Origin of the sequence: Comamonas sp. (assembly GCF_009360615.1) — a bacterium.
GTDB lineage: Bacteria > Pseudomonadota > Gammaproteobacteria > Burkholderiales > Burkholderiaceae_C > Comamonas.
Genome location: NZ_SPEY01000094.1, coordinates 16,300 through 35,452, shown reverse-complemented (window position 1 = coordinate 35,452; position 19,153 = coordinate 16,300). Strand labels below are relative to the sequence as shown.

The following is a 19,153-nucleotide window of genomic DNA, read 5'->3' as shown; positions in this document are numbered from 1 at the left end:
AAGAGACGGATTCCACACCCGTGCGAACCTGGCCAACGACGGAGCGCAGACGCTCGGCCATGGCGTTCAGGGATTTGAGCAGACGGCCCAGCTCGTCTTCGCGGTCATGCCCGATCCTGAAGCTCAGGTCGCCTTCGGCAATCGCATCTGCCAGTTCCACGGCCTTGAGCAGGGGCTGGGTGATGGAGCGCATGAGGAGCAGGCCCGTCACCAGCCCCAGCAGCATGATGAGCCCGCAAGCGACGGCTATTGCCGCATAGGCCTTGGAGCGGATGGACTCCCCCTTCGCCAGCGCCTGCACCTGATAGCGCTCCTGCAGTAGCACATAGGCATCCAGGGCCGCGTAGTACTTCTGCGCCATCGGGTTGAGCCGCTCGTCGACCAGCTTTTGCGAACGCTCGAAATCCTTGGCCTGGCGGGCCTGATCCACCTCCTTGTTGACCGCAAACAAGGCATCTCTGTGCGTGTTCACATCGGCCATCAGACTCTTGGCCTCTTGCGTGTGAGCCTGCGCCAGCACTTTGCCTCGCAACTCGTTGATGCTGGCGATCAGGCCGGCCATGGCCTTGTACTGGTGCTCGACCAGATTCTCCTCCTTGGACATGGAAGCCGCCATGAAGCGATCCATGCTCATCTGGGTCAGGATGCGCCACTCCCTGGCCTGCGCAGCAGCCGTCTGCGCCTCCACCACCGCCGTCAGAATCCCCTCGTCAACACGCTTTGAATAAGCAAGGCTGCCTGCCACCAGCAACAGCATGCCCGCCAGAAGACCGATCACCAGCGCCCACAGCTTCCGGGCCACGGTGAATTGAAACAACTTCATGAACCAACCCATCCAGACAAAAGAACCTACACACAGGCACGTCCGCATCGTGAACTACGGGCTGGCTTGTGCATGACTCTGGCGGTCAATTCCTGGCCCCTGACGTCCTCCCTGCACCTCGCAGGGAAGCCCCCTGAGGTTGCTTCAATATATTAATAATTGTTACAAGTGCTTTGCATCCTGCGCACGATGCCTGTTCTCAGTACTTTCCCGCTCTTCTGCAAGGCAGGAGCCGGCGGCAGGAAAGAGAAAGCCCGCCGCTTCCCGTAGAAAGCGGCGGGCCTGCAGGTGCTAGCCAGCCTGCCGGCTCAGAACGTTTCCCAGTCCCCATCGTCGGAGTCCGCAGCAGGCTTGGCCTTGCTGGGGCTCAGTGCCGAGGGAGCCGGCCCGGCCGGTGCTTTCTTGATTGCAGGCCTGGCTGCGGCAGCTGCCTGCTTCACCGGGGCCATGGCCGGCATGGCAGGGCTGGCCGGGCGCTGAGCGGCTACCGCCTTGGCCTGGCCGGCTTCATGCCCCAGCCTGAAGACCGACACCACTTCGGCCAGGCGGCGCGCCTGCTCCTGCATCGACAGTGCCGCCGCACTGGACTCCTCCACCAGCGCCGCGTTCTGCTGCGTCATCTGGTCGAGATTGCTCACCGCCTGATTGACCTGGTTGATGCCGTCGCGCTGCTCGGTGGACGACGCCGTGATCTCGCCGATCAGGTCGCTGACGCGGCGCACGCTGGCCACGATCTCGCTCATGCTCTGACCCGCCAGCTCCACCTGCTGCGAGCCCGACTGCACATTGTCCACGCTGGTGGTGATGAGCTGCTTGATCTCCTTGGCAGCCTCGGCACTGCGCTGCGCCAGGCTGCGCACCTCGCCCGCCACCACGGCAAAGCCACGGCCCTGCTCGCCGGCACGTGCCGCTTCCACGGCCGCATTCAGGGCCAGGATATTGGTCTGGAAGGCAATCGAATCGATCACGCCGATGATGTCGGCGATCTTGCGGCTGCTGTCGGTGATCTGGCCCATGCTCTGCACCACCTGCTGCACCACACGCCCCCCCTGCTCGGCGGCCTGGGCGGCCGTCGAGGCCAGCTGATTGGCCTGACGCGCCGTGTCGGCCGACTGGGTGACGGTGGCCGTCAGCTCCTCCATGCTGGCGGCGGTTTCCTCCAGGCTGGCCGCCGTCTGCTCGGTACGCGCCGACAGGTCCTGGTTGCCCGTGGCAATCTGGCCCGAGGCCGAAGAGACGGATTCCACACCCGTGCGAACCTGGCCAACGACGGAGCGCAGACGCTCGGCCATGGCGTTCAGGGATTTGAGCAGACGGCCCAGCTCGTCATCACGATCATTGCGGACGGTGGCCGTCAAATCACCGGCAGCGATGGAGTCGGCCAGAGCAACCGCCTCATTCAACGGAGCGATGATCGAGCGCAGGATCAGTGCCGCCATCGCAAGGCCCAGCAGAACGATCAGGCCACAGACCAGACCGATGGCCACATAGGCACGGGACTGGAGTGCTTCGCCGTCGGCAACCGCACGTTGGCTGCGCTGCTCCTGCAACTGCACAAACTTGCGCTGCGCGTCCACATAGACCTTGGCATTGGGGCGCAGCTGCTTTTCAACCAGATCGAAGGCCGCCGCAAAATCATTGTCCTTGCGTGCTGCCTGCACGGCGGCATTGCTCTCCAGCGTCGTGCGCCTGCGCTCGGCGACTTCATCCAGCACCTTGCGAGATTCCTCGTCGGTGACCAGTTCGTTGAGCTTTTTCTGCAGCTCGGTGATATGCGCGATCCCGTCGCTCATCAGCTTGCGCTGCTGCTCCACCAGATTTTCCTCGGAAGATATGGCCGCAACGATGGAGCGATCCACGCTCTGCTCGGTCAGATGACGCCACTCGCTGGCAATGCTGGCGGCCATCCGGGTGCGAGTGGCCTCCTTGGAAATGCTGACGTAGACACGATCCAGATAGATCAGGCTGCCTGCGGACACCAGCAGCAAGCCAGCCAGCAAGCCAATCACCAAAGCCCACAGCTTTTGTGACACCGAGAACTGATTCAATTTCATTTTTTTATCCATCTCAATAGATTCAGCAACACCGTGGCAGCCTTGGCGCAAGCGAAAACTCACAAGCGCTGCAGCCAATCCTTTTTCGGCATGCGCTCGGCGTCTTTGAGCTTTGTTACAAGACGCCACCACAAAAGTGCCGGAGCCATGACCCAGGTCATGATTGCCTGCAGCGGCCTACAATGAAGCCGTGCCCAAAACCTACCTCAACGCCGACCTGCACTGTCACTCCATCGTCTCCGACGGCACCTTGACGCCCGAACAACTGGCTCAGCGTGCCGTCGAGCGGGGCGTGGAGCTGTGGGCCCTGACCGACCATGACGAGGTCGGTGGCCAGCACCGGGCCGCCGCAGCCGCCAGGTCGGTGGGGCTGGACTATCTGACAGGCACGGAGATCTCCGTCAGCTTCTCTGGCAGCAGCGTGCACATCGTGGGCCTGGGCTTTGACGCCGACGATGCCGCCCTGACACAGGGCCTCTACGACACGCGCAACGGCCGCGGCCCGCGCGCCCGCGAAATGGCCAGGCAGCTGGAACTGTCGGGGATTGCCGGCGCCTATGAAGGAGCGCTGCGCCACGCAGGCAACCCCGAGCTGATCTCGCGCACCCACTTTGCACGCTTTCTCGTGGAGAGCGGGATCTGCGCCGATACCTACGAGGTCTTCAGACACTATCTGACCGAAGGCAAGCCCGGCTATGTCGCGCATGTCTGGGCAAATCTGCATGACGCCGTGCGCTGGATCGTGGATGCCGGCGGCGTGGCCGTGATTGCCCACCCGGCGCGATACGACCTGAGCCACAACGAGGAATATGCGCTGTTTTCCACGTTCAAGGATCTAGGGGGCCAGGGCGTGGAAGTTGTCACGGGCAGCCACCGTCCGCATGAATATGCACGCTACGCGGATCTGGCGGTGGAGTTCGGCCTCGCCGCCTCTCGGGGCAGCGACTTTCACAGCCCCGATGAATCGCAGACGGACCTGGGACAGCTACCCTTCCTGCCCGGCCAGCTCACACCCGTCTGGGAGCTGCTGCAGGAGCGCATCCAGCGCGCATGAAGCAAAGAAAGAAGCCGCATGACGACCGTTTTCGAAGTCTATCCGCAGAACCCGCAACCCCGCATCGTCAAGCAGGCGGCAGAGATGTTGCGCAAGGGCGCCATTCTGGCCGTGCCCACCGACTCCAGCTACGCCCTGGTCTGCCATCTGGACGACAAGAGTGCCGTGGACCGCATGCGCCGCATCCGGCAGATCAACGACAAGCACCACCTCACGCTGCTGTGCCGCGATCTGTCGGAGCTGGCCAACTATGCCCGCGTGGACAACCGCCAGTACCGCTTGCTCAAGCTGGCCACGCCAGGTCCGTACACCTTCATTCTCGAGGCCAGCAAGGAAGTGCCCAAGCGCCTGAGCCACCCGTCGCGCAAAACCATCGGCCTGCGCGTGCCGGATCGCAAGGGACTGCAGCTGCTGCTGGAAGAGCTGGGCGAGCCTTTGCTGGCCACCACATTGATCGCGCCAGGCGAGACCGAGCCGCTCCATGATGCCGCTTCCATTCTGGAGCGCTTTCCCCATGAGCTGGATGCCGTGGTCGACTCCGGTGCCTGCCCGCAGCAACCCACCACGGTGCTGGACCTCACACCCATGGCCTTGAACAATCCGCCCGTCGTGGTGCGCCAGGGCATGGGCAGCCTGACGGACATCGGACTGCAGCCGGAATAAGCGCTGCAAACTGCAGGACCCGCAGAGGCCGCCGCTCGCACCGGCCTTCAGGCAGGGGCCCGTCCCCCAGGGCTCTGCGGGGCTGTCGGCACCGGCGGATGGGATGCCATCATGGGCCGCAGCGCCCCCCGGCGCCCCGCCATCTGCGCGCGTCTTTCCGAATCAGACTTCTTCGTAGGCCAGCTCGCGGGCGCGGGCCGGCTGGGCCTGAACGGTCGAAGCCCGGCGCGGCGCCGGCATGGCAGCCGGTGCCAGAGCCGGCGCCTCGTCATCATCGAGCTTGAAGGCACCCACGGCCTGCTGCAGATCCTGCGTGCGCGCATTGAGCGCCGCTGCGGCTTGGGTGGCCTGCATGACCAGGGCCGCGTTCTCCTGATTGGTGCTGTCCATATGGGCCACGGCCGTGTTCACATGGGCAATGCCCTCGCTTTGCTGCTGCAGCGCACCCGAGATTTCGCTCAGCAGACCGGTGACCTGACCCACGGACTGCATGATTTCCTTCATGGTGCTGCCGGCCTGGCCCACCAGGCCCGAGCCGCTTTCAACCTGGGTCACGCTGGCCGTGATCAGTTCCTTGATCTGCTTGGCCGCCTCGGCACTGCGCTGCGCCAGCGAGCGCACCTCGCTGGCCACCACGGCGAAGCCGCGTCCCTGCTCGCCGGCACGCGCCGCTTCCACGGCCGCATTGAGCGCCAGGATGTTGGTCTGGAAGGCGATGCCTTCGATCACTTGAATGATGTCGACAATCTTGCGCGAGCTGCTGCTGATGGCGTCCATGGTGTGAACCACCTGATCCACCACTTCGCCGCCGCGCCCGGCTGTGGCCGAAGCCGCGACGGCCAGAGAACTCGCCGAATGGGCACGCTCGGCATTCTGGCGAACGGTGACGGTGAGCTGCTCCATGCTTGCGGCGGTTTCGGTCAGCGCACTGACCTGCTGCTCGGTGCGGCTGGAGAGGTTGGTGTTGCCTGCATCGATCTCGTAGGCCGAAACAGCCAGGGAGTCGGTGGACTGCTTGATCCGTCCCACGAGCTCGGTCAGCGTGTCCTCCATGGTGCTCAGCGCCGTCAGCAAGCGTCCGAACTCGCCTTCGGCGTTGGAGGAGAACTCCTTGCTCAGATCCCCGGCAGCCACGGTCTCGGCAATCAGGATGGCCTCCTGCAAGGGCGCCACGATGCGGCTGCGCAGGCTGACCCAGGACCAGGCGCAGGAAATGCAGACCCAGGCCCCCAGCGCCAGCAGCCACCAGCGCGAACGCTCCACCTCGGCCATCAGGTTCTGAGACTGCTGCGCCGTCAGCGAGCCCGCGTTCAGGACCTCCAGCACATCGGACATTGCTGACCAGGCAATCCCCATCAAAGCCAGCACAAAAACACTGATGCTGACAAACGCGATCACCAGTCGCTTGCTTACCGTCATATCGATCCCCTTGCCCTGTCGTGCCGAACGCCGTGTTATGTATTGAAGCCGCCAAACCGCACACACCTGTGCCCACAAACGAGCCGTACCCGGAAATCTGTGCGGGTTGCATTTTGCTACATCTGGTTTACCACACAACTATGTGCAACCCGTATTTCTGCAACCACACATGGCTTGTCCCCGCACAACACAGCAGTTTGACGCGGCGTCTGAGACAATCAGTGCGTGGAACCTTCCGAACTCATACAAACCGTACTGATTTACGCACTGCCTGTGCTGTTCGCCATCACCATTCATGAGGCGGCGCACGGCTATGCGGCGCGTCACTTTGGCGACAACACCGCAGCCATGATGGGGCGCATCACGCTCAACCCCATCAAGCATATCGACCCCATCGGCACCATCTTGATGCCGCTGCTGCTGTATTTCGCCACCTCGGGCGCATTTCTTTTCGGCTACGCCAAGCCCGTCCCCGTGCGCTTTGACCATCTGCGCCACCCCAAGCGCGACATGATCTGGGTCGCGCTGGCCGGCCCGGCCTCCAACTTCCTGCAGGCCGTTTTCTGGGGCTTGCTGCTGATCGTGCTGGTAGGCACGGGCATGCAGGAGCGCTTTTTCCTCGAGATGTGCCGTGCCGGCATCCTGGTCAATCTGGTGATGTGGGCCTTCAATCTGTTTCCGCTGCCGCCTCTGGACGGAGGTCGCATCCTGGTTGGTCTGCTGCCCTGGAAGCAGGCGCAAGTGCTGGCGCGCATCGAGCCCTATGGCTTTTTCATCGTCATGGCATTGGTGATTGCCGGCGTGGTCGGCAGCTTCTGGCTGCGCCCGCTGATGAGTCTGGGCTACTCGGCCATCGATCTGATCCTCTATCCCTTCATGGCCTTGCTGCGCTGAACCCGGCGCCTGGTCTGCTACTGATATCTGTTGTTGATCCCTATGAGCACCACCCGTTTTCTGACCGGCATCACCCCCAGCGGTACCCCGCACCTGGGCAACTACGCAGGCATGATGCGTCCGGCCATCGAAGCCAGCCGCGACAAGAATGTGGAGAACTTCTACTTTCTGGCCGACTACCACGCCCTCATCAAATGCCAGGACCCCGAGCGCGTGCAGCGCTCGACCATCGAGATTGCAGCCAGCTGGCTGGCCGCGGGCCTGGACCCCGAGCATGTGACCTTCTACCGCCAGTCGGACATCCCCGAGATTCCCGAGCTGACCTGGTTTCTGACCTGCGTGACCGGCAAGGGCCTGCTCAACCGCGCCCATGCCTACAAGGCGGCGGTGGACAAGAACAATGCATCCGGCACCGAACCCGACGACGGCGTGACCGCCGGTCTCTTCATGTACCCTGTGCTCATGGGTGCCGACATCCTGATCTTCAACGCCAACAAGGTCCCCGTGGGCCGCGACCAGGTCCAGCATCTGGAGATGGCGCGCGATATGGCGTCCAGCTTCAACCACATCTACGGCAGCGAGTACTTCACCCTGCCCGAAGCCGTGGTGGAAGAGTCCGTCGCCACCCTGCCCGGCCTTGACGGTCGCAAGATGAGCAAGAGCTACAACAACACGATTCCGCTGTTCGCACCACGCGAGCAGCTGCGCAAGCTCATCAACAGCATCACCACCGACTCGCGCGCTCCCGGCCAAGCCAAGGAGGTCGAAGGCTCGGCCCTGTTCCAGATCTACCAGGGCTTTGCCAGCGAAGAGGAGAGTGCCGCCCTGCGCCAGCAATATGCCGAAGGCATTGCCTGGGGCGATGCCAAGCAGATCCTGTTCGAGCGCATCGACCGCGAAATCGCCCCCATGCGCGAGCGCTACGAGTACCTGATTGCCCACCCCGCCGAGCTGGAAGAGATTCTTCAGGCCGGTGCCGTCAAGGCCCGCAAGCTGGCCACCCCTTTGCTGCAGCAGCTGCGTGCCGCCGTAGGCATCCGCAACCTCGCTCAAACCAGCAAGACCAAGGCCAAGGCAGCCAAGACGGCACTGCCCCAGTTCAAGCAGTACCGCGAGTCCGATGGCCAGTTCTACTTCAAGCTGGTGGCTGCAGACGGCCAGTTGCTGCTGCAAAGCCTCGGCTTTGCAGCGCCCAAGGAAGCGGGCCAGAGCATTGCCCAGTTGCAGCGCGACGGCGCGACGGCGCTGGCCGCCCTGAAGCCGCGCCTGCAGTCACTGCCCGACGTCAGCGACGGACAGGTGATCCAGGCTCTGCAACAACTGCGTGAGGCCGCCGAGCACTAGCGCCTCACCGCCCGATGGGACGCTGCCCCGCATGCGAAGGGCAGCGCGGATTTAATCCTTCGCACTAAAGGAACGACCGATGCGCATTGCTGCCCTGGACGACGATCCACTCCAACTGGAACTGTTGCAACAAGTCGCGACGGAAGCTGGGCACAGCTGCCACTCTTATCTCAAGGGGGCTGCCCTTCAACTGGCCCTGCGCCGTGAAAGCTTCGATCTGCTGCTTGTCGACTGGGAACTGCCCGATAGCAGCGGGCCCGATATCGTGCGCTGGGTTCGCGAGCACATCAGCAAGGAAGTGCCGATCATCTTCGTGACCCACCGCAGCGAAGAGGCCGACATTGTCGAAGGTCTGGCCAGCGGAGCCGATGACTTCATGATCAAGCCCATCCGCGCGGGTGAGCTGCGTGCACGCATTGCAGCCCTGCTGCGCCGCGCCTACCCGCTCACGGTGCAGAGCGTGCTGGACTTCGGCCCCTACCGATTCCTCACGACCACCAACGGCATAGAGATGGAGGGCAGGCCCGTGGAAGTGACACACCGTGAATACACGCTGGCGTTGACCCTGTTCCAGAACCAGGGACGGCTGCTCTCGCGCGATCATCTGCGCGAAGTCGTCTGGGGCCACAACGCCGAGGTGCAGTCGCGCTCACTGGACACTCATGTCTCGCGCCTGCGCAATCTGCTGAATCTGCGCGCCGGCCGGCCCTATGCCATCTCGGCCGTCTATGGCTATGGCTATCGCCTGGATGCCCCCGAAACTGCGGAGCCTGCAACCCCGGCTGCTTGAACGTGAGCAGCCCCTACACCCTGTACCTCTCATGCCTGCATTACGCCCTCTCCTTTCCTCTTCCCGCCCCGCTTTGCCCATGCTGGGCGCTGGCATGCTCTGGGTGGTGCTCGGAGGGATGACGGCGTCGGGTGTCGCCCATGCCCAGATCACGCCACGCGGCAGCGATGCCATTGCCCACCGCGTGGTGCCAGGAGATACGCTGGAAGAGCTGGCAGCGCGCTATCTGGGCGACCACAAGCGCTGGACATCGCTGCAAAGCCATAACAAGGTGCTGGACCCGCTGCGCCTGCGCCCGGGCTCGGTGCTGGAAATTCCCACCCGCCTGCTGCGTGCCGCGATGGCCTCGGTGGAATTTGTGCAGGGCGATGTGCAAACCACGCGTCCGCTCGACCATCTCGCCGATCCGGGCAGCGCGCCCCCCCAGCCCGTGCGAAAAGGCCAGGTGCTGCAGGAGGGTGACTCGCTCCAGGTGCCCGCCAACGCCTTTGTCTCAGTGCGTCTGGCCGATGGCTCCCTGGTGCGCGTTCAGTCCGAATCCGATGTCGAGCTGCGCCAGATGCGCCGCAAAGGCCGCGCCGGCAGCCTGCAGTCCGTCATTGATCTGCGCGAGGGCACCATCGAAGCCAACATCCCCAAGCAAGCCAACGGCGAGCGCCGCTTCGAAGTGCGCACCCAGGCAGCATCGACCAGCGTGCGCGGCACCCGGTTTCTGGTGTGGAGCGATGACCAGGGACGCACGGCTGCAGCCGTTGACGAAGGCTCGGTCGCCGTGCGCTCGGGCCAGCCCTCGGCCCTGCTCCAGCCCGGTCAAGGCCTGTCCGTGTCCGCCGATGGACAGCTCGGCAAGCCCACGGCCATGCTGATGGCTCCCGATATTGGCTCCTGGCCCGCTTTGGTCGAAGATGCCAGCTGGGTCAGCCTGCCCCTGCCCGCCATGGCGGGTGCGGTGCGCTATCAGGTGCTGCTGGCCCAGGACAGGAATTTGACTCAGATCGTGCGTGGCGGCCTGTTCGCCCGGTCACCGGCACGACTGACAGGGGTGGAGGACGGCAACTATATCGCCGCCATTCGCGCCATTGATGCCAACGGCATTCCCGGCAAACCCAGCCTGCAATCACTGCGCGTCAAGGCCCATCCGGTGCCCCCGCTCTACGAGTCGCCTGCGCCCCAGGCCTCCATCGCACTGGGTCAGCACGGCCTGAAGTGCACCCAGGTGGCCGAAGCCTCGGCCTACCGCATCCAGGTCATCGCTGCGAGCGGCAGCTTTGCCGATCCGCTCATCGACGCCGGACCGCTCCAGGACTGCGCACTAGCCCCCGATGCGCTGGCCAGCCTGCCTGTCGGCGAATACCTGTGGCGAGCGGGTAGCATCCGTGTGCTGGCCAACGGCCAGCTGGATGCGGGCCCCTTCGCCGCCCCGCAGAAGCTGAAATTGGCCCAGGCGCCCAGATCTCCCGAGCTGCAGATCGGCGGTACGGCCGGCGAAGGCAGCCGCCTGATTCACTGGGCCGGCGAAGAGGGACAGCGCTACCGTATCGTGGTGATCAGCGACAACGGTTCTGCCGCCCCCCTGATCGACACCTGGGTGACCCAGCCGCAGTGGAATACGCAGGAGCTTCCAGCCGGTACCTACTATTTGCAGATGCAGGTCGAAGACGCCAACGGTCTGCGCAGCAACCTTTCTGCCGCACGCCAGTTCCAGACCGGCAACTGGGTGACCACATCAGAAGGACAGGCGCTGACTTCCGGCAATGGCCTGCGTCTGATGCGCCAGTGAAAACAATAGCTGCAACCGCTTGAAATTCTTGAATCAGCAAAGGACCGAGGCCTGAGATTCATATATTTCAGGCACTATCAGCTATGGCTTCATGAGCATCAAAGCGGGCCCACCACATGGTTGAAGCTCCCAGTCTACGCACCAGCCGCTTGCAGAATCTGCGGCTGAGCTGGCTGCTGCTCAGCGCCTTCCTCCTCGGCCTGACCTGGTGGCTCAGCGGCACGGGTCAGCTGCCACGTATCAACGGCATTCTTCAGGACACGTCGGTCTGGCTGCACCAGCGTCCGGCCTCTGCCGAGGTCGTCATCGTGGCCATCGACGACGACAGCATCGACCGCATCGGCCGCTGGCCCTGGCGCCGTGCGCTTCATGCCGCCTTGCTGGATCGCATCGCGCCAGGCCAGCCCCGCGCCATCGGGCTGGACGTGGTTTTCAGCGAGGAAGATCTGGACTACCCCGGCGACGACCTGCTGCTGCAGCAAGCGCTAAAGAGAAGCGGCAATGTCGTGCTGCCCGTCACGCGCGCGGCCCAGCACGCAGCCACGGCTCCGCTGCAAGGCCTTGCCGGCGGGGCTGCTGCATTGGGCCACACGCAGATGCCGATGGATGCCGACGGCGTGGTGCGGCGCTTTTATGCACAGGAAGGAACGCCCCTCCGACCCTGGTGGCATATGGCGCTCAGCCTGCACTGCGTGGGCCTGAAGGTCAGCCCCTGCCCGCCACCGCCTTTGCCGCCAGCAGGCACGGCAGCGGCCGATTCCTGGCAAAAAATGCAGCCCCGCTTCATCGCCTTTGCCCGGGCAGCCCATGACCGCCAGACAGGCCCGGGCTCGCCGTTCACCACCTACTCCTATATCGACGTCCTGCGCGGCGACATTCCGGCAGCCGCCTTTCGCGGCAAATATGTGCTGATTGGAGCGACCGCTGCCGGTCTGGGCGAAAAATTCACCGCTCCCATCGGCCTGGATGCACGCCTGATCTCGAACGTCGAAATGCTGGGCCATGTGCTCAACGGCATACTGCAAGGCACACATCTGGAGCCCGCCTCTGCCCTGCTCAACCGCATTCTCAATCTGCTGCCCGTGCTGCTGGGCCTGCTGGCTCTGGCATGTTTCGGCCCTTCTGGCGGGCTGATTTCCAGCATACTGCTGGGCTTGCTCAGCCTGCTGATTGCCGGCCTGGCGCCGCGCTGGGGCCATATCCAGACGGCGCCCGCTGCGGCGCTGCTGAGTCTGGCGCTGGCCTACCCGCTGTGGAGCTGGCTGCGCCTGCGTGCCGCGACACGCTTTCTGGCGCTGGAGCTGCGCGATCTGCAAAACCAGGGGTTGCCGACCGCCAGCCGCAGTGCACTCAAGGGAGATGCACTGGATCAGCGCATCTCGGCCGTGGAGCAGGCCTCGCGCCAGCTGCGCTCCCTGCATCACTTCGTGAGCGAAAGCCTGCGCCAGCTGCCATCTGCCACCTTCGTATGCGACCGCAATGGGCGGGTACTGCTGGCCAATACCGCAGCCCACCGCTATGTCGAAAGCCTGGGCCTCGGCCTGCTGCAAGGCGACGACCTGGTCCTGCTGCTGGCCGAACTCCACCGTGTCGGCAGTGACGGGGAAGGCGCGGTCAGGATGCCCGGCGACGACATCCCCTTGCTGACCCGCAGCGCCATGGAAAATGCCACGCTGCCGCATCAAAGCGAAGGGCGTGACTCCCAGGGTCGCCATCTGATGCTGCTCAGCCAGACCTTCGAGGCACCGCCCACCTCGGGCTGGCTGATCACCCTGGTCGATATCAGCGACCTGCGCAGCGCACAGGCCCAGCGCGACCAGGCCATGCAGTTCATCTCGCACGATATCCGCGCGCCCATCGGCTCCATCATCACCCTGCTGGAGATGCAGCGCACAGGCAGGCGCATCGAATCGGAGGATGTGCTGTTTGCGCGCATCGAGGGCTATGCCCAGTCGTCGCTGCAGCTGGCGGACGATTTTGTGCATCTGGCCAGAGCCCAGCGGCAGCAATACCGCAGCGAGGTCCTGGATCTGGGCCTGCTGGCGGACCAGGCCGTCTCGGACTGCTGGGCCCAGGCCAGCCGGCAGGACACGCAACTGGTGTTCGAGCTGCCGGATGCCGAAGCCTGCGTGCACGGCGACCCCGGCCTGATGCACCGCGCCGTCATCAATTTGCTGACCAATGCCATCAAGTACGGCAAGCCACAAGATACGGCTGCCGACGCTGTGGTCGACATCCGCATCGTCGAGCAAGGCAGCCACTGGGGCATTGCCGTGCGCGATCACGGCCCCGGCATGGATGAGAGGTCTCTGGCCAGGCTCAGCCAGCCCTTCGAGCGTCTGCAGCAGCACCAGCGCATGGACGGCGTGGGCCTGGGCCTGGCCTTCACGCGCACCGTGGCACAGCGCCACGGCGGGAGTCTGCAGATCAGCAGTCGGCCTGGCCTGGGCAGCTGCTTCACCTTGCTGCTCCCCAAGGCCTGAAGCGAGCCAGCAACAGGCGGCCAAGCTGAGGAAAAAAACGAAAAAGCCTCAGAACTTTGCAGTTCTGAGGCTTGACGTTTTGTGGTGCGGCTGGCAGGAATCGAACCCACGACCCCTTGGTTCGTAGCCAAGTACTCTATCCAGCTGAGCTACAGCCGCAACAGGGTTGTATTCTAGCAGCGCAGAAACGGCCGCCGGAGCAAATTGGCAACTTTTTCGCATTCAGGCAAAGAAAAAGCCTGCCATCGATGAGATGGGCAGGCTTTTGTGCACCTGGTAGGGCGTGGCGGACTTGAACCGACGACCAAAGGATTATGAGTCCTGTCCAACTGATGTTGATCGAGATAGAATGACGCTCATCGATATATATCAATCAATGGGTTACATCGCAATCACACTGCATGAACTGTTAATTTATACATATCAATGTTTATCTAAACCGCCTACAGATTGCCTACAACCCGCGAGAGTGCGCCATGGCTGAAGCAACAAACAGGGTTCGACTGACCGCAGGCCGCGTGGCTGCATTCAGCTGCCCGCCTGGCAAGTCTCAGAAATTCCTTTGGGATACGGACGTCCCCACCCTCCTGCTGCGCGCCACACCAACAGGCCGCAAAACCTACGCCTTTGAGTCCCGCTTGCATGGCAAGACCCTGCGCCTGTCCATCGGCACGATCGAGGCATGGACGCTTGAACAAGCCAGAGAGCAGGCCCGCGCCTACTCGGTCATGATCGACAAGGGATTGGACCCTCGGGAGGTTGAGCAGCAACAGACCCAGGAAACAAAGGCAAGGCAGGAAGCGGCCAAGGTCCAGGCGGTTACTGCTGGCGTTGCCTGGAACGCCTACATTGAAGAGCGCAAGCGTCATTGGGGTGAGCATCATCTTGGCGACCATGTGCGCCTAGCTCGAGCTGGGGGCCAAGTTTCTGCTCGAGGCACACGAGGCCGCGGCAAGACCAGTGCAGGCCCTTTACACCCCCTGCTTGTTCTACCTCTTCGCGACCTGACCACCTCCACCATCGAAGCGTGGGCCGCACAGGAGGGGCAGGCCCGTCCTACTGTAGCCCGTCTAGCCTGGCGCTTACTGCGTGCTTTCCTAGCCTGGTGCTCAGAGCATCCAGACTATGCCGCCGTTGTCCCCAACATCAACCCCGCCAAAACGCGTAAGGCGCGCGAGTCGCTGGGAAAAGCCGGTGCAAAGCAGGACGCATTGCTGCGTGAGCAGTTGGCATCCTGGTTTGATGCAGTACGGGCTCTGCGCAATCCGACCATCTCCGCTTACCTCCAAGTGGTCTTGCTGACCGGCGCACGCCCGGGGGAGATCCAGGCCATGGAGTGGGAGGATATAAACACTCAATGGCGCGGCATGACGATTCGCGACAAGGTGGAAGGTGAACGCGTCATTCCACTGACGCCCTACATTCACCACCTTCTGGCCAGCCTGCCCCGAAGAAGTCGCCACGTGTTCGCCAGCAACCGCGCGGAGGATGCTCCTATTACGGAGCCGAACCATGCCCACGACCGCGCCTGCCAGGTGGCCGGCATTCCACACCTCACCCTGAATGGCCTACGCCGCAGCTTCAAGAGCCTCACGGAATGGCTGGAAGTGCCAGCCGGCGTAGTGGCCCAGATTCAAGGGCACAAACCCAGCGCAACCGCCGAAAAGCATTACACCGTTCGCCCTCTGGATCTTTTGCGCCTGCATCACGAACGCATTGAGGCCTGGATACTGGAGCAAGCTGAAGTGCAGTTCGATGCACAAGCACTGCCCGGAAAACTGCGCGCCGTTTGACGGTACTCCCATCAAAAAATGCCTTTGAATGCGCTCGCTTCCCTTACGGCATAAGGCCTCCCGTCCATAGATATGCCCTACTCGCTAAAACTCGAAAAGTCTCCATAGCATTGGTAAGCACCCGATTAACTTAAATGAGTTCAAAGGTGCATTGATGACCAAGCAAACAGACTTGAAGGCCAAGGACGCCAGCACAAAGCGCAAAGCTACCGGCCCAGTGGATTTCCCTCCGTTGGAGTCCGTGACGGCCCCCTACGTGGACACCGACCAAGCAGCTCACTATCTGCTGCGCAAAGCGACCACCCTACGAATCTGGGCATGCAATGAAGACGGGCTTGTCCGCCCTCGGCGCGTGGGCCGTCGCCTGTTCTGGCCAGTAGCAGATATCCGCCGTGTCTTGGGGACCGCCTGATGCTCGATTCCGTTCTCGACCTGGCCGAGCGCGGCCGACCTCAGGAGAGCTGACCATGTACACACAAAAAAACGCCCAGCCCCACAAAAATGCAGAACTGAGCGCCACTCGTAATAGCGCCAATCCTACCACCTGCTTTTGGGCGGAACCATGTCATGACCAAGGCCCGCTGACGATGAGCAGCCGCGAGATCGCGGACCTGACCGGCAAGGAACTCAGCCATGTGAACCGCGACATTCGCGCCATGCTGGATTCGTTGGTCGATGATCCAGAACTGGATCATGTCCGCGAGGACAAGGACGGGCGCGGCTACACCACGGCATTCCATCTGGGCCGCGAACTCACCTACACGCTGTTGTCGGGCTACAGCGTACCTTTGCGCCGCCGCGTTGTTGCCCGCTGGCAGGAGCTGGAGGCCCAGGTGGTCCCAGCACTTCCCAACTTTGCAGATCCAGTGGCGGCGGCTCGCGCATGGGCTGATGCCAAGGAAGGCGAACAGAGGGCTGCTGCGCAGCTGGCCCAGGCCGCGCCCATGGTCGAGTTCGTGGCGCGCTACGTGCAGGCCGAGAGCGGCAGCATGGGCCTGCGCCAGGTGTGCAAGGTGCTTAAGGCCAAACAGCCTGATCTCACTGCCTTTCTGCTGGATCGTGGCCTGATGTATCGCACGCCGTCGGGAGTGTTGACCCCCAAGGCAGAGCACATCCATAACGGCCGCTTTGAAGCCAAGACCGGCACCGCCGAGCACGGTGATAGCTCGCATGCCTATGTGCACTACAAGTTCACGGCCAAGGGCCTGGAATGGATTGCTCGCCTCTGGGACCAGCACCAGGCCGCGCAGGAAGCGGCGGAGGATTGAGCCATGACCCCTTGCATTGCAACGCGTGAGCGCTACAATTCCCACATCGCGCCTGTTAAGCGTGATCGGGATTGGCGTCCCGTTGAATCTCCACGACGTAAGCCGTGGTCTCTTTTCGCAGAGTCTGCGGCTTTCTTGTCTGTGCCCTCAGTTTATGGTGGCTCGGACGGGGGGCCTTGCGCCCACCGGTTCTCGCAGGAGGTTCCCGGTACGCCAACCTGTCCGAGCTGCCGCCTTCCATTGGCGTGGGGGGTGGTGGTTGTAGCAAACCGAACCCACCTGGAGGCCTTCATGGCTACCTCTCCACGCGCTGCTGCGTCCATCTTGCCTACCACGGGCACCCCTGACCCCATCCAACTGCACATGCAGGCCGTGAACAGCCTGAGCCGCTGCAAAGCCATGCTCACGGCCAATGAGCCCATGTACCTGTTCGCCCTGAACTTCCTCGCCGAAGCCCAGCAAGCCATTGACGCCCTGCGCGCTCTCGAACTGAAGCGGGAGGGCTAAACCATGAACGCACGTAAAAACGCTGCCCGCGTGGCAGTGCAGGCGGAGCCTTGCTCGAAATCTGGTGACCGCTTCGAGGCCGCCGAGGCTGGTAAATATAGCTATGACCAACTTCTGATGTTCATAGATGTGATTGCATGCCAGACGAACGCGCTTAAAAGCCATCTCTTGATGGCTAAGGACTGTCGCGATGCATCGGAGCGCGAGCGGCTCATGGACGCAGCTCTCGCGATGGGCCAAAGCATCGGCTGCGCGACTGACAAGGCTCTAGGGGAAAACCGGTTTGGTGGGGGAGTCGAATGGATCGGATCTATTAGGAAGAAAGGCGGTGCAGCATGAAGACAGACAAGACCTTCAGCTCGGCCAGACCACCAGCAGCCCCTTGCCCGCACACGGCTGCCAAGCTTGGCTATATCCATCGCGCCAAGGATATTGAAACGGTATTCACCACCATCGCCGGGCAGTGCATTGCGCTGCGCGACTTCCTGGCGGATGCGCGCGCTGAGCTCGAGAACACCGGCGGCGTGGTCCGGGCGGGCAATGACCTGTTCATGGCGCAGCACCTTGTGAGCCTGATCGGCTCCCTGGCAGATGAAATGTCCAAGACTCCGGTGCTGGGCAATCCCACCGCCTGGGCAACGATGGACGGTATTGAGCGCATTGGAGGTGCGACATGAATACATCCTCCAAAGTGCAATGGTTCCCCTTTCTTGATTTTCAGGGAGAACCTCTGCCCGATGGCACGACCGCTAGCTATCAGGAGCTCCTGCCCGGTTCCTTCGCTACGTCTGCTCAGGCAATGGCAGCAGCAGTGGCCGCGATCGACCAACGACCCGAAGCCATTGGCATCAGCGTCAAGCGCGTTGAGGTGCACCAATGAACTGTGCTGCTGACTTTGACGCCCTGAGCGACTACGACAAGGCCGGCCTGAGCCTCAATGCCATCCTGCGCTGCGTGAGCCGTGGCCGTGTCCGAAAGGCCGATTACGAACCAATGATGTACGCGGTCGAGCTCGCGGCCAAAGCCGTGATTGCAGCCATGCCGCGCATGCCCCCTGAAGAGTCCGAAGACCCCGACTTAGTTGAACTGGGCGACTTCATTGACTACTACGGGGACGGCCTGCGCAACGATGAGGCCTTCACGCGGCATGCGGCATGGATGGCCCAGCGACAGCAGCGCTACGGCCAGGGCGAGAGGAAGGATGCCTGACGATGGCGCGTAACCACAAGCCCGCAGATCCGCGTGGCGGCCATGTGCGCATTTACTGGGAGATCATCGATTCGATGGCTTGGAGGGTGGTCGGGTACTCGGCTCACAGCCTGTATGGAGTGATGCGCCGCAAGCTGACCTCAACCAACAACGGCAACATCAGCGCCACACTGAGCGACTTGAAGGCATACGGCTGGACTGCACCGACAACCTTGTCCAAAGCGCTGCGTGAGCTGCAGGCCGTGGGCCTGATCGCTGTGACTCGGCAGGGTGGCATTGCCTTTGGCAGGCAGGTTTGCACCCTCTACCGCTTCACGGATGAGCCTATGCACGAATGGCCAAAGCTGGGCATTTCCGCCCTTGGAGCCACAAACGAATGGAGGGAGCTGAAAACGCTTGCAGAAGCAAAGGAGGCCGTCAAGTCCTCACCATCTTAGAAACAGATCAGGCCTACAGTTTCTGTAGCGTTACGGAACAGTTTCTGTAGCGTTGAGGCGTTTTAACGCTACAGAAACTGTAGTCGGAGGCTGTTTCCCGACTACAGAAACTGTAGTCCGTGAATATCTCAAAAAGCGCTGCAATCCCGCATGTGCATTGGATTCCGGGCACTTTGAAATTTGCGCTTACAAAGTGTTTCCCTGCTACAGAAACTGTAGTCCTATGCATTATTGCCATCCATGGGGTGGCAACTGCACTGCTGACATGCAGATGAAGAGCATGAGGAAACATAGAGAAACCCCGCGCGGTCTTCGGGAAACCGACACCAGCAGCACGGAGAACCGAAAACGCCGGCCTCAAGACGGCCCGACTAGGAGAAGGATTTCAAGATGGACAACGCAAGCGCTTATCTCGCCATGATGAAAGAAGCACTGTTGAAAGAAGCACACAAGGTGCCCGCAGAACAGGAGAATCCCAAAGCTATGCCACGACAGCTGGCAGGTGGCTGCTTGCTTTACCAATTTTCCGTGGTCAGCGCCAGGGAAAGCTTGGCACGAGCTGCAGCACATCAAAAACGCAACCCTTAGACCGTCCCACGGTACAGAGAGGCCGCCTATTGCACCGCCCCACGGTA

The 19,153-nt window shown here is 62.4% G+C and carries 19 protein-coding genes and 1 tRNA gene; 16 read left to right on the top strand and 4 right to left on the bottom strand.

Annotated features, from left to right (window positions below; translation table 11 throughout):
* Both E2583_RS21190 and E2583_RS21185 read right to left on the bottom strand, forming a co-directional pair.
* Positions 1–823: HAMP domain-containing protein (locus E2583_RS21190; protein WP_291598376.1), on the bottom strand; the 823-nt coding region annotated here is incomplete at its 3' end.
* Positions 824–1,131: 308 nt separating this feature from the next.
* Positions 1,132–2,877 carry a methyl-accepting chemotaxis protein gene (locus tag E2583_RS21185; protein WP_291598375.1) on the bottom strand — a complete coding sequence of 582 codons (1,746 nt, stop codon included), beginning with the start codon at positions 2,875–2,877 and terminating at the stop codon, positions 1,132–1,134.
* Between the two features lie 190 nt (positions 2,878–3,067).
* Here E2583_RS21185 and E2583_RS21180 point away from each other — a divergent pair, with 190 nt between their 5' ends.
* Entirely contained in the window at positions 3,068–3,931 is an 864-nt protein-coding gene (locus E2583_RS21180; RefSeq protein WP_291598374.1) for a 3',5'-nucleoside bisphosphate phosphatase, read from the top strand.
* 18 nt (positions 3,932–3,949) lie between these two features.
* Positions 3,950–4,594 (top strand): L-threonylcarbamoyladenylate synthase, encoded by a 645-nt coding sequence (locus tag E2583_RS21175; protein ID WP_291598373.1) that lies wholly within the window; start codon positions 3,950–3,952, stop codon positions 4,592–4,594.
* A 162-nt stretch (positions 4,595–4,756) separates the two neighbouring features.
* On the opposite strand, the gene E2583_RS21170 is transcribed toward E2583_RS21175, so the two are convergent.
* Entirely contained in the window at positions 4,757–6,013 is a 1,257-nt protein-coding gene (locus E2583_RS21170; RefSeq protein ID WP_291598372.1) for a methyl-accepting chemotaxis protein, read from the bottom strand.
* A 225-nt stretch (positions 6,014–6,238) separates the two neighbouring features.
* On the opposite strand from E2583_RS21170, the gene E2583_RS21165 reads away from it, so the two are divergent.
* The 5 genes from E2583_RS21165 (at position 6,239) to E2583_RS21145 (ending at position 13,304) form a co-directional block, all read left to right on the top strand.
* Positions 6,239–6,907 (top strand): site-2 protease family protein, encoded by a 669-nt coding sequence (locus E2583_RS21165; protein WP_291598371.1) that lies wholly within the window; start codon positions 6,239–6,241, stop codon positions 6,905–6,907.
* Positions 6,908–6,949: 42 nt separating this feature from the next.
* Positions 6,950–8,251: a tryptophan--tRNA ligase gene (locus E2583_RS21160; protein WP_291598369.1), complete on the top strand. Its 1,302-nt coding sequence runs from the start codon at positions 6,950–6,952 to the stop codon at positions 8,249–8,251.
* Between the two features lie 79 nt (positions 8,252–8,330).
* Positions 8,331–9,041 carry a response regulator transcription factor gene (locus tag E2583_RS21155; RefSeq protein WP_291598367.1) on the top strand — a complete coding sequence of 237 codons (711 nt, stop codon included), beginning with the start codon at positions 8,331–8,333 and terminating at the stop codon, positions 9,039–9,041.
* A gap of 73 nt (positions 9,042–9,114) precedes the next feature.
* Positions 9,115–10,821, top strand: a complete 1,707-nt coding sequence (locus E2583_RS21150) for a FecR domain-containing protein (protein WP_291598378.1) — start codon at positions 9,115–9,117, stop codon at positions 10,819–10,821.
* Positions 10,822–10,937: 116 nt separating this feature from the next.
* Positions 10,938–13,304: a CHASE2 and HATPase_c domain-containing protein gene (locus tag E2583_RS21145; RefSeq protein WP_291598365.1), complete on the top strand. Its 2,367-nt coding sequence runs from the start codon at positions 10,938–10,940 to the stop codon at positions 13,302–13,304.
* 82 nt (positions 13,305–13,386) lie between these two features.
* Here the strand turns inward: E2583_RS21145 and E2583_RS21140 are convergent.
* A tRNA-Arg gene (locus E2583_RS21140) sits at positions 13,387–13,463 on the bottom strand.
* 317 nt (positions 13,464–13,780) lie between these two features.
* Here E2583_RS21140 and E2583_RS21135 point away from each other — a divergent pair.
* The 9 genes from E2583_RS21135 to E2583_RS21090 all read left to right on the top strand — a co-directional run bounded on the left by E2583_RS21135 (position 13,781) and on the right by E2583_RS21090 (position 19,106).
* Positions 13,781–15,097, top strand: a complete 1,317-nt coding sequence (locus E2583_RS21135) for an integrase family protein (protein ID WP_291598363.1) — start codon at positions 13,781–13,783, stop codon at positions 15,095–15,097.
* Between the two features lie 587 nt (positions 15,098–15,684).
* Complete coding sequence (locus tag E2583_RS21125) at positions 15,685–16,365, top strand: phage antirepressor KilAC domain-containing protein (protein ID WP_291598359.1); 681 nt, start codon at positions 15,685–15,687, stop codon at positions 16,363–16,365.
* 291 nt (positions 16,366–16,656) lie between these two features.
* Entirely contained in the window at positions 16,657–16,872 is a 216-nt protein-coding gene (locus tag E2583_RS21120; protein ID WP_291598357.1) for a hypothetical protein, read from the top strand.
* 3 nt (positions 16,873–16,875) lie between these two features.
* Positions 16,876–17,211, top strand: coding sequence for a hypothetical protein (locus tag E2583_RS21115; protein WP_291598355.1), 336 nt, complete (start codon positions 16,876–16,878; stop codon positions 17,209–17,211).
* Entirely contained in the window at positions 17,208–17,549 is a 342-nt protein-coding gene (locus E2583_RS21110; protein ID WP_256628917.1) for a hypothetical protein, read from the top strand. Before E2583_RS21115 ends, E2583_RS21110 begins: the two co-directional genes overlap by 4 nt.
* Positions 17,546–17,752 (top strand): hypothetical protein, encoded by a 207-nt coding sequence (locus tag E2583_RS21105; protein ID WP_291598352.1) that lies wholly within the window; start codon positions 17,546–17,548, stop codon positions 17,750–17,752. Before E2583_RS21110 ends, E2583_RS21105 begins: the two co-directional genes overlap by 4 nt.
* Positions 17,749–18,081 carry a hypothetical protein gene (locus E2583_RS21100; protein WP_291598350.1) on the top strand — a complete coding sequence of 111 codons (333 nt, stop codon included), beginning with the start codon at positions 17,749–17,751 and terminating at the stop codon, positions 18,079–18,081. Before E2583_RS21105 ends, E2583_RS21100 begins: the two co-directional genes overlap by 4 nt.
* Positions 18,082–18,083: 2 nt before the next feature.
* On the top strand, positions 18,084–18,518 hold the full coding sequence (locus tag E2583_RS21095; RefSeq protein ID WP_052088128.1) for a hypothetical protein: 435 nt from the start codon (positions 18,084–18,086) through the stop codon (positions 18,516–18,518).
* 390 nt (positions 18,519–18,908) lie between these two features.
* Positions 18,909–19,106 (top strand): hypothetical protein, encoded by a 198-nt coding sequence (locus tag E2583_RS21090; RefSeq protein WP_291598346.1) that lies wholly within the window; start codon positions 18,909–18,911, stop codon positions 19,104–19,106.
* Positions 19,107–19,153: the final 47 nt, after the last annotated feature.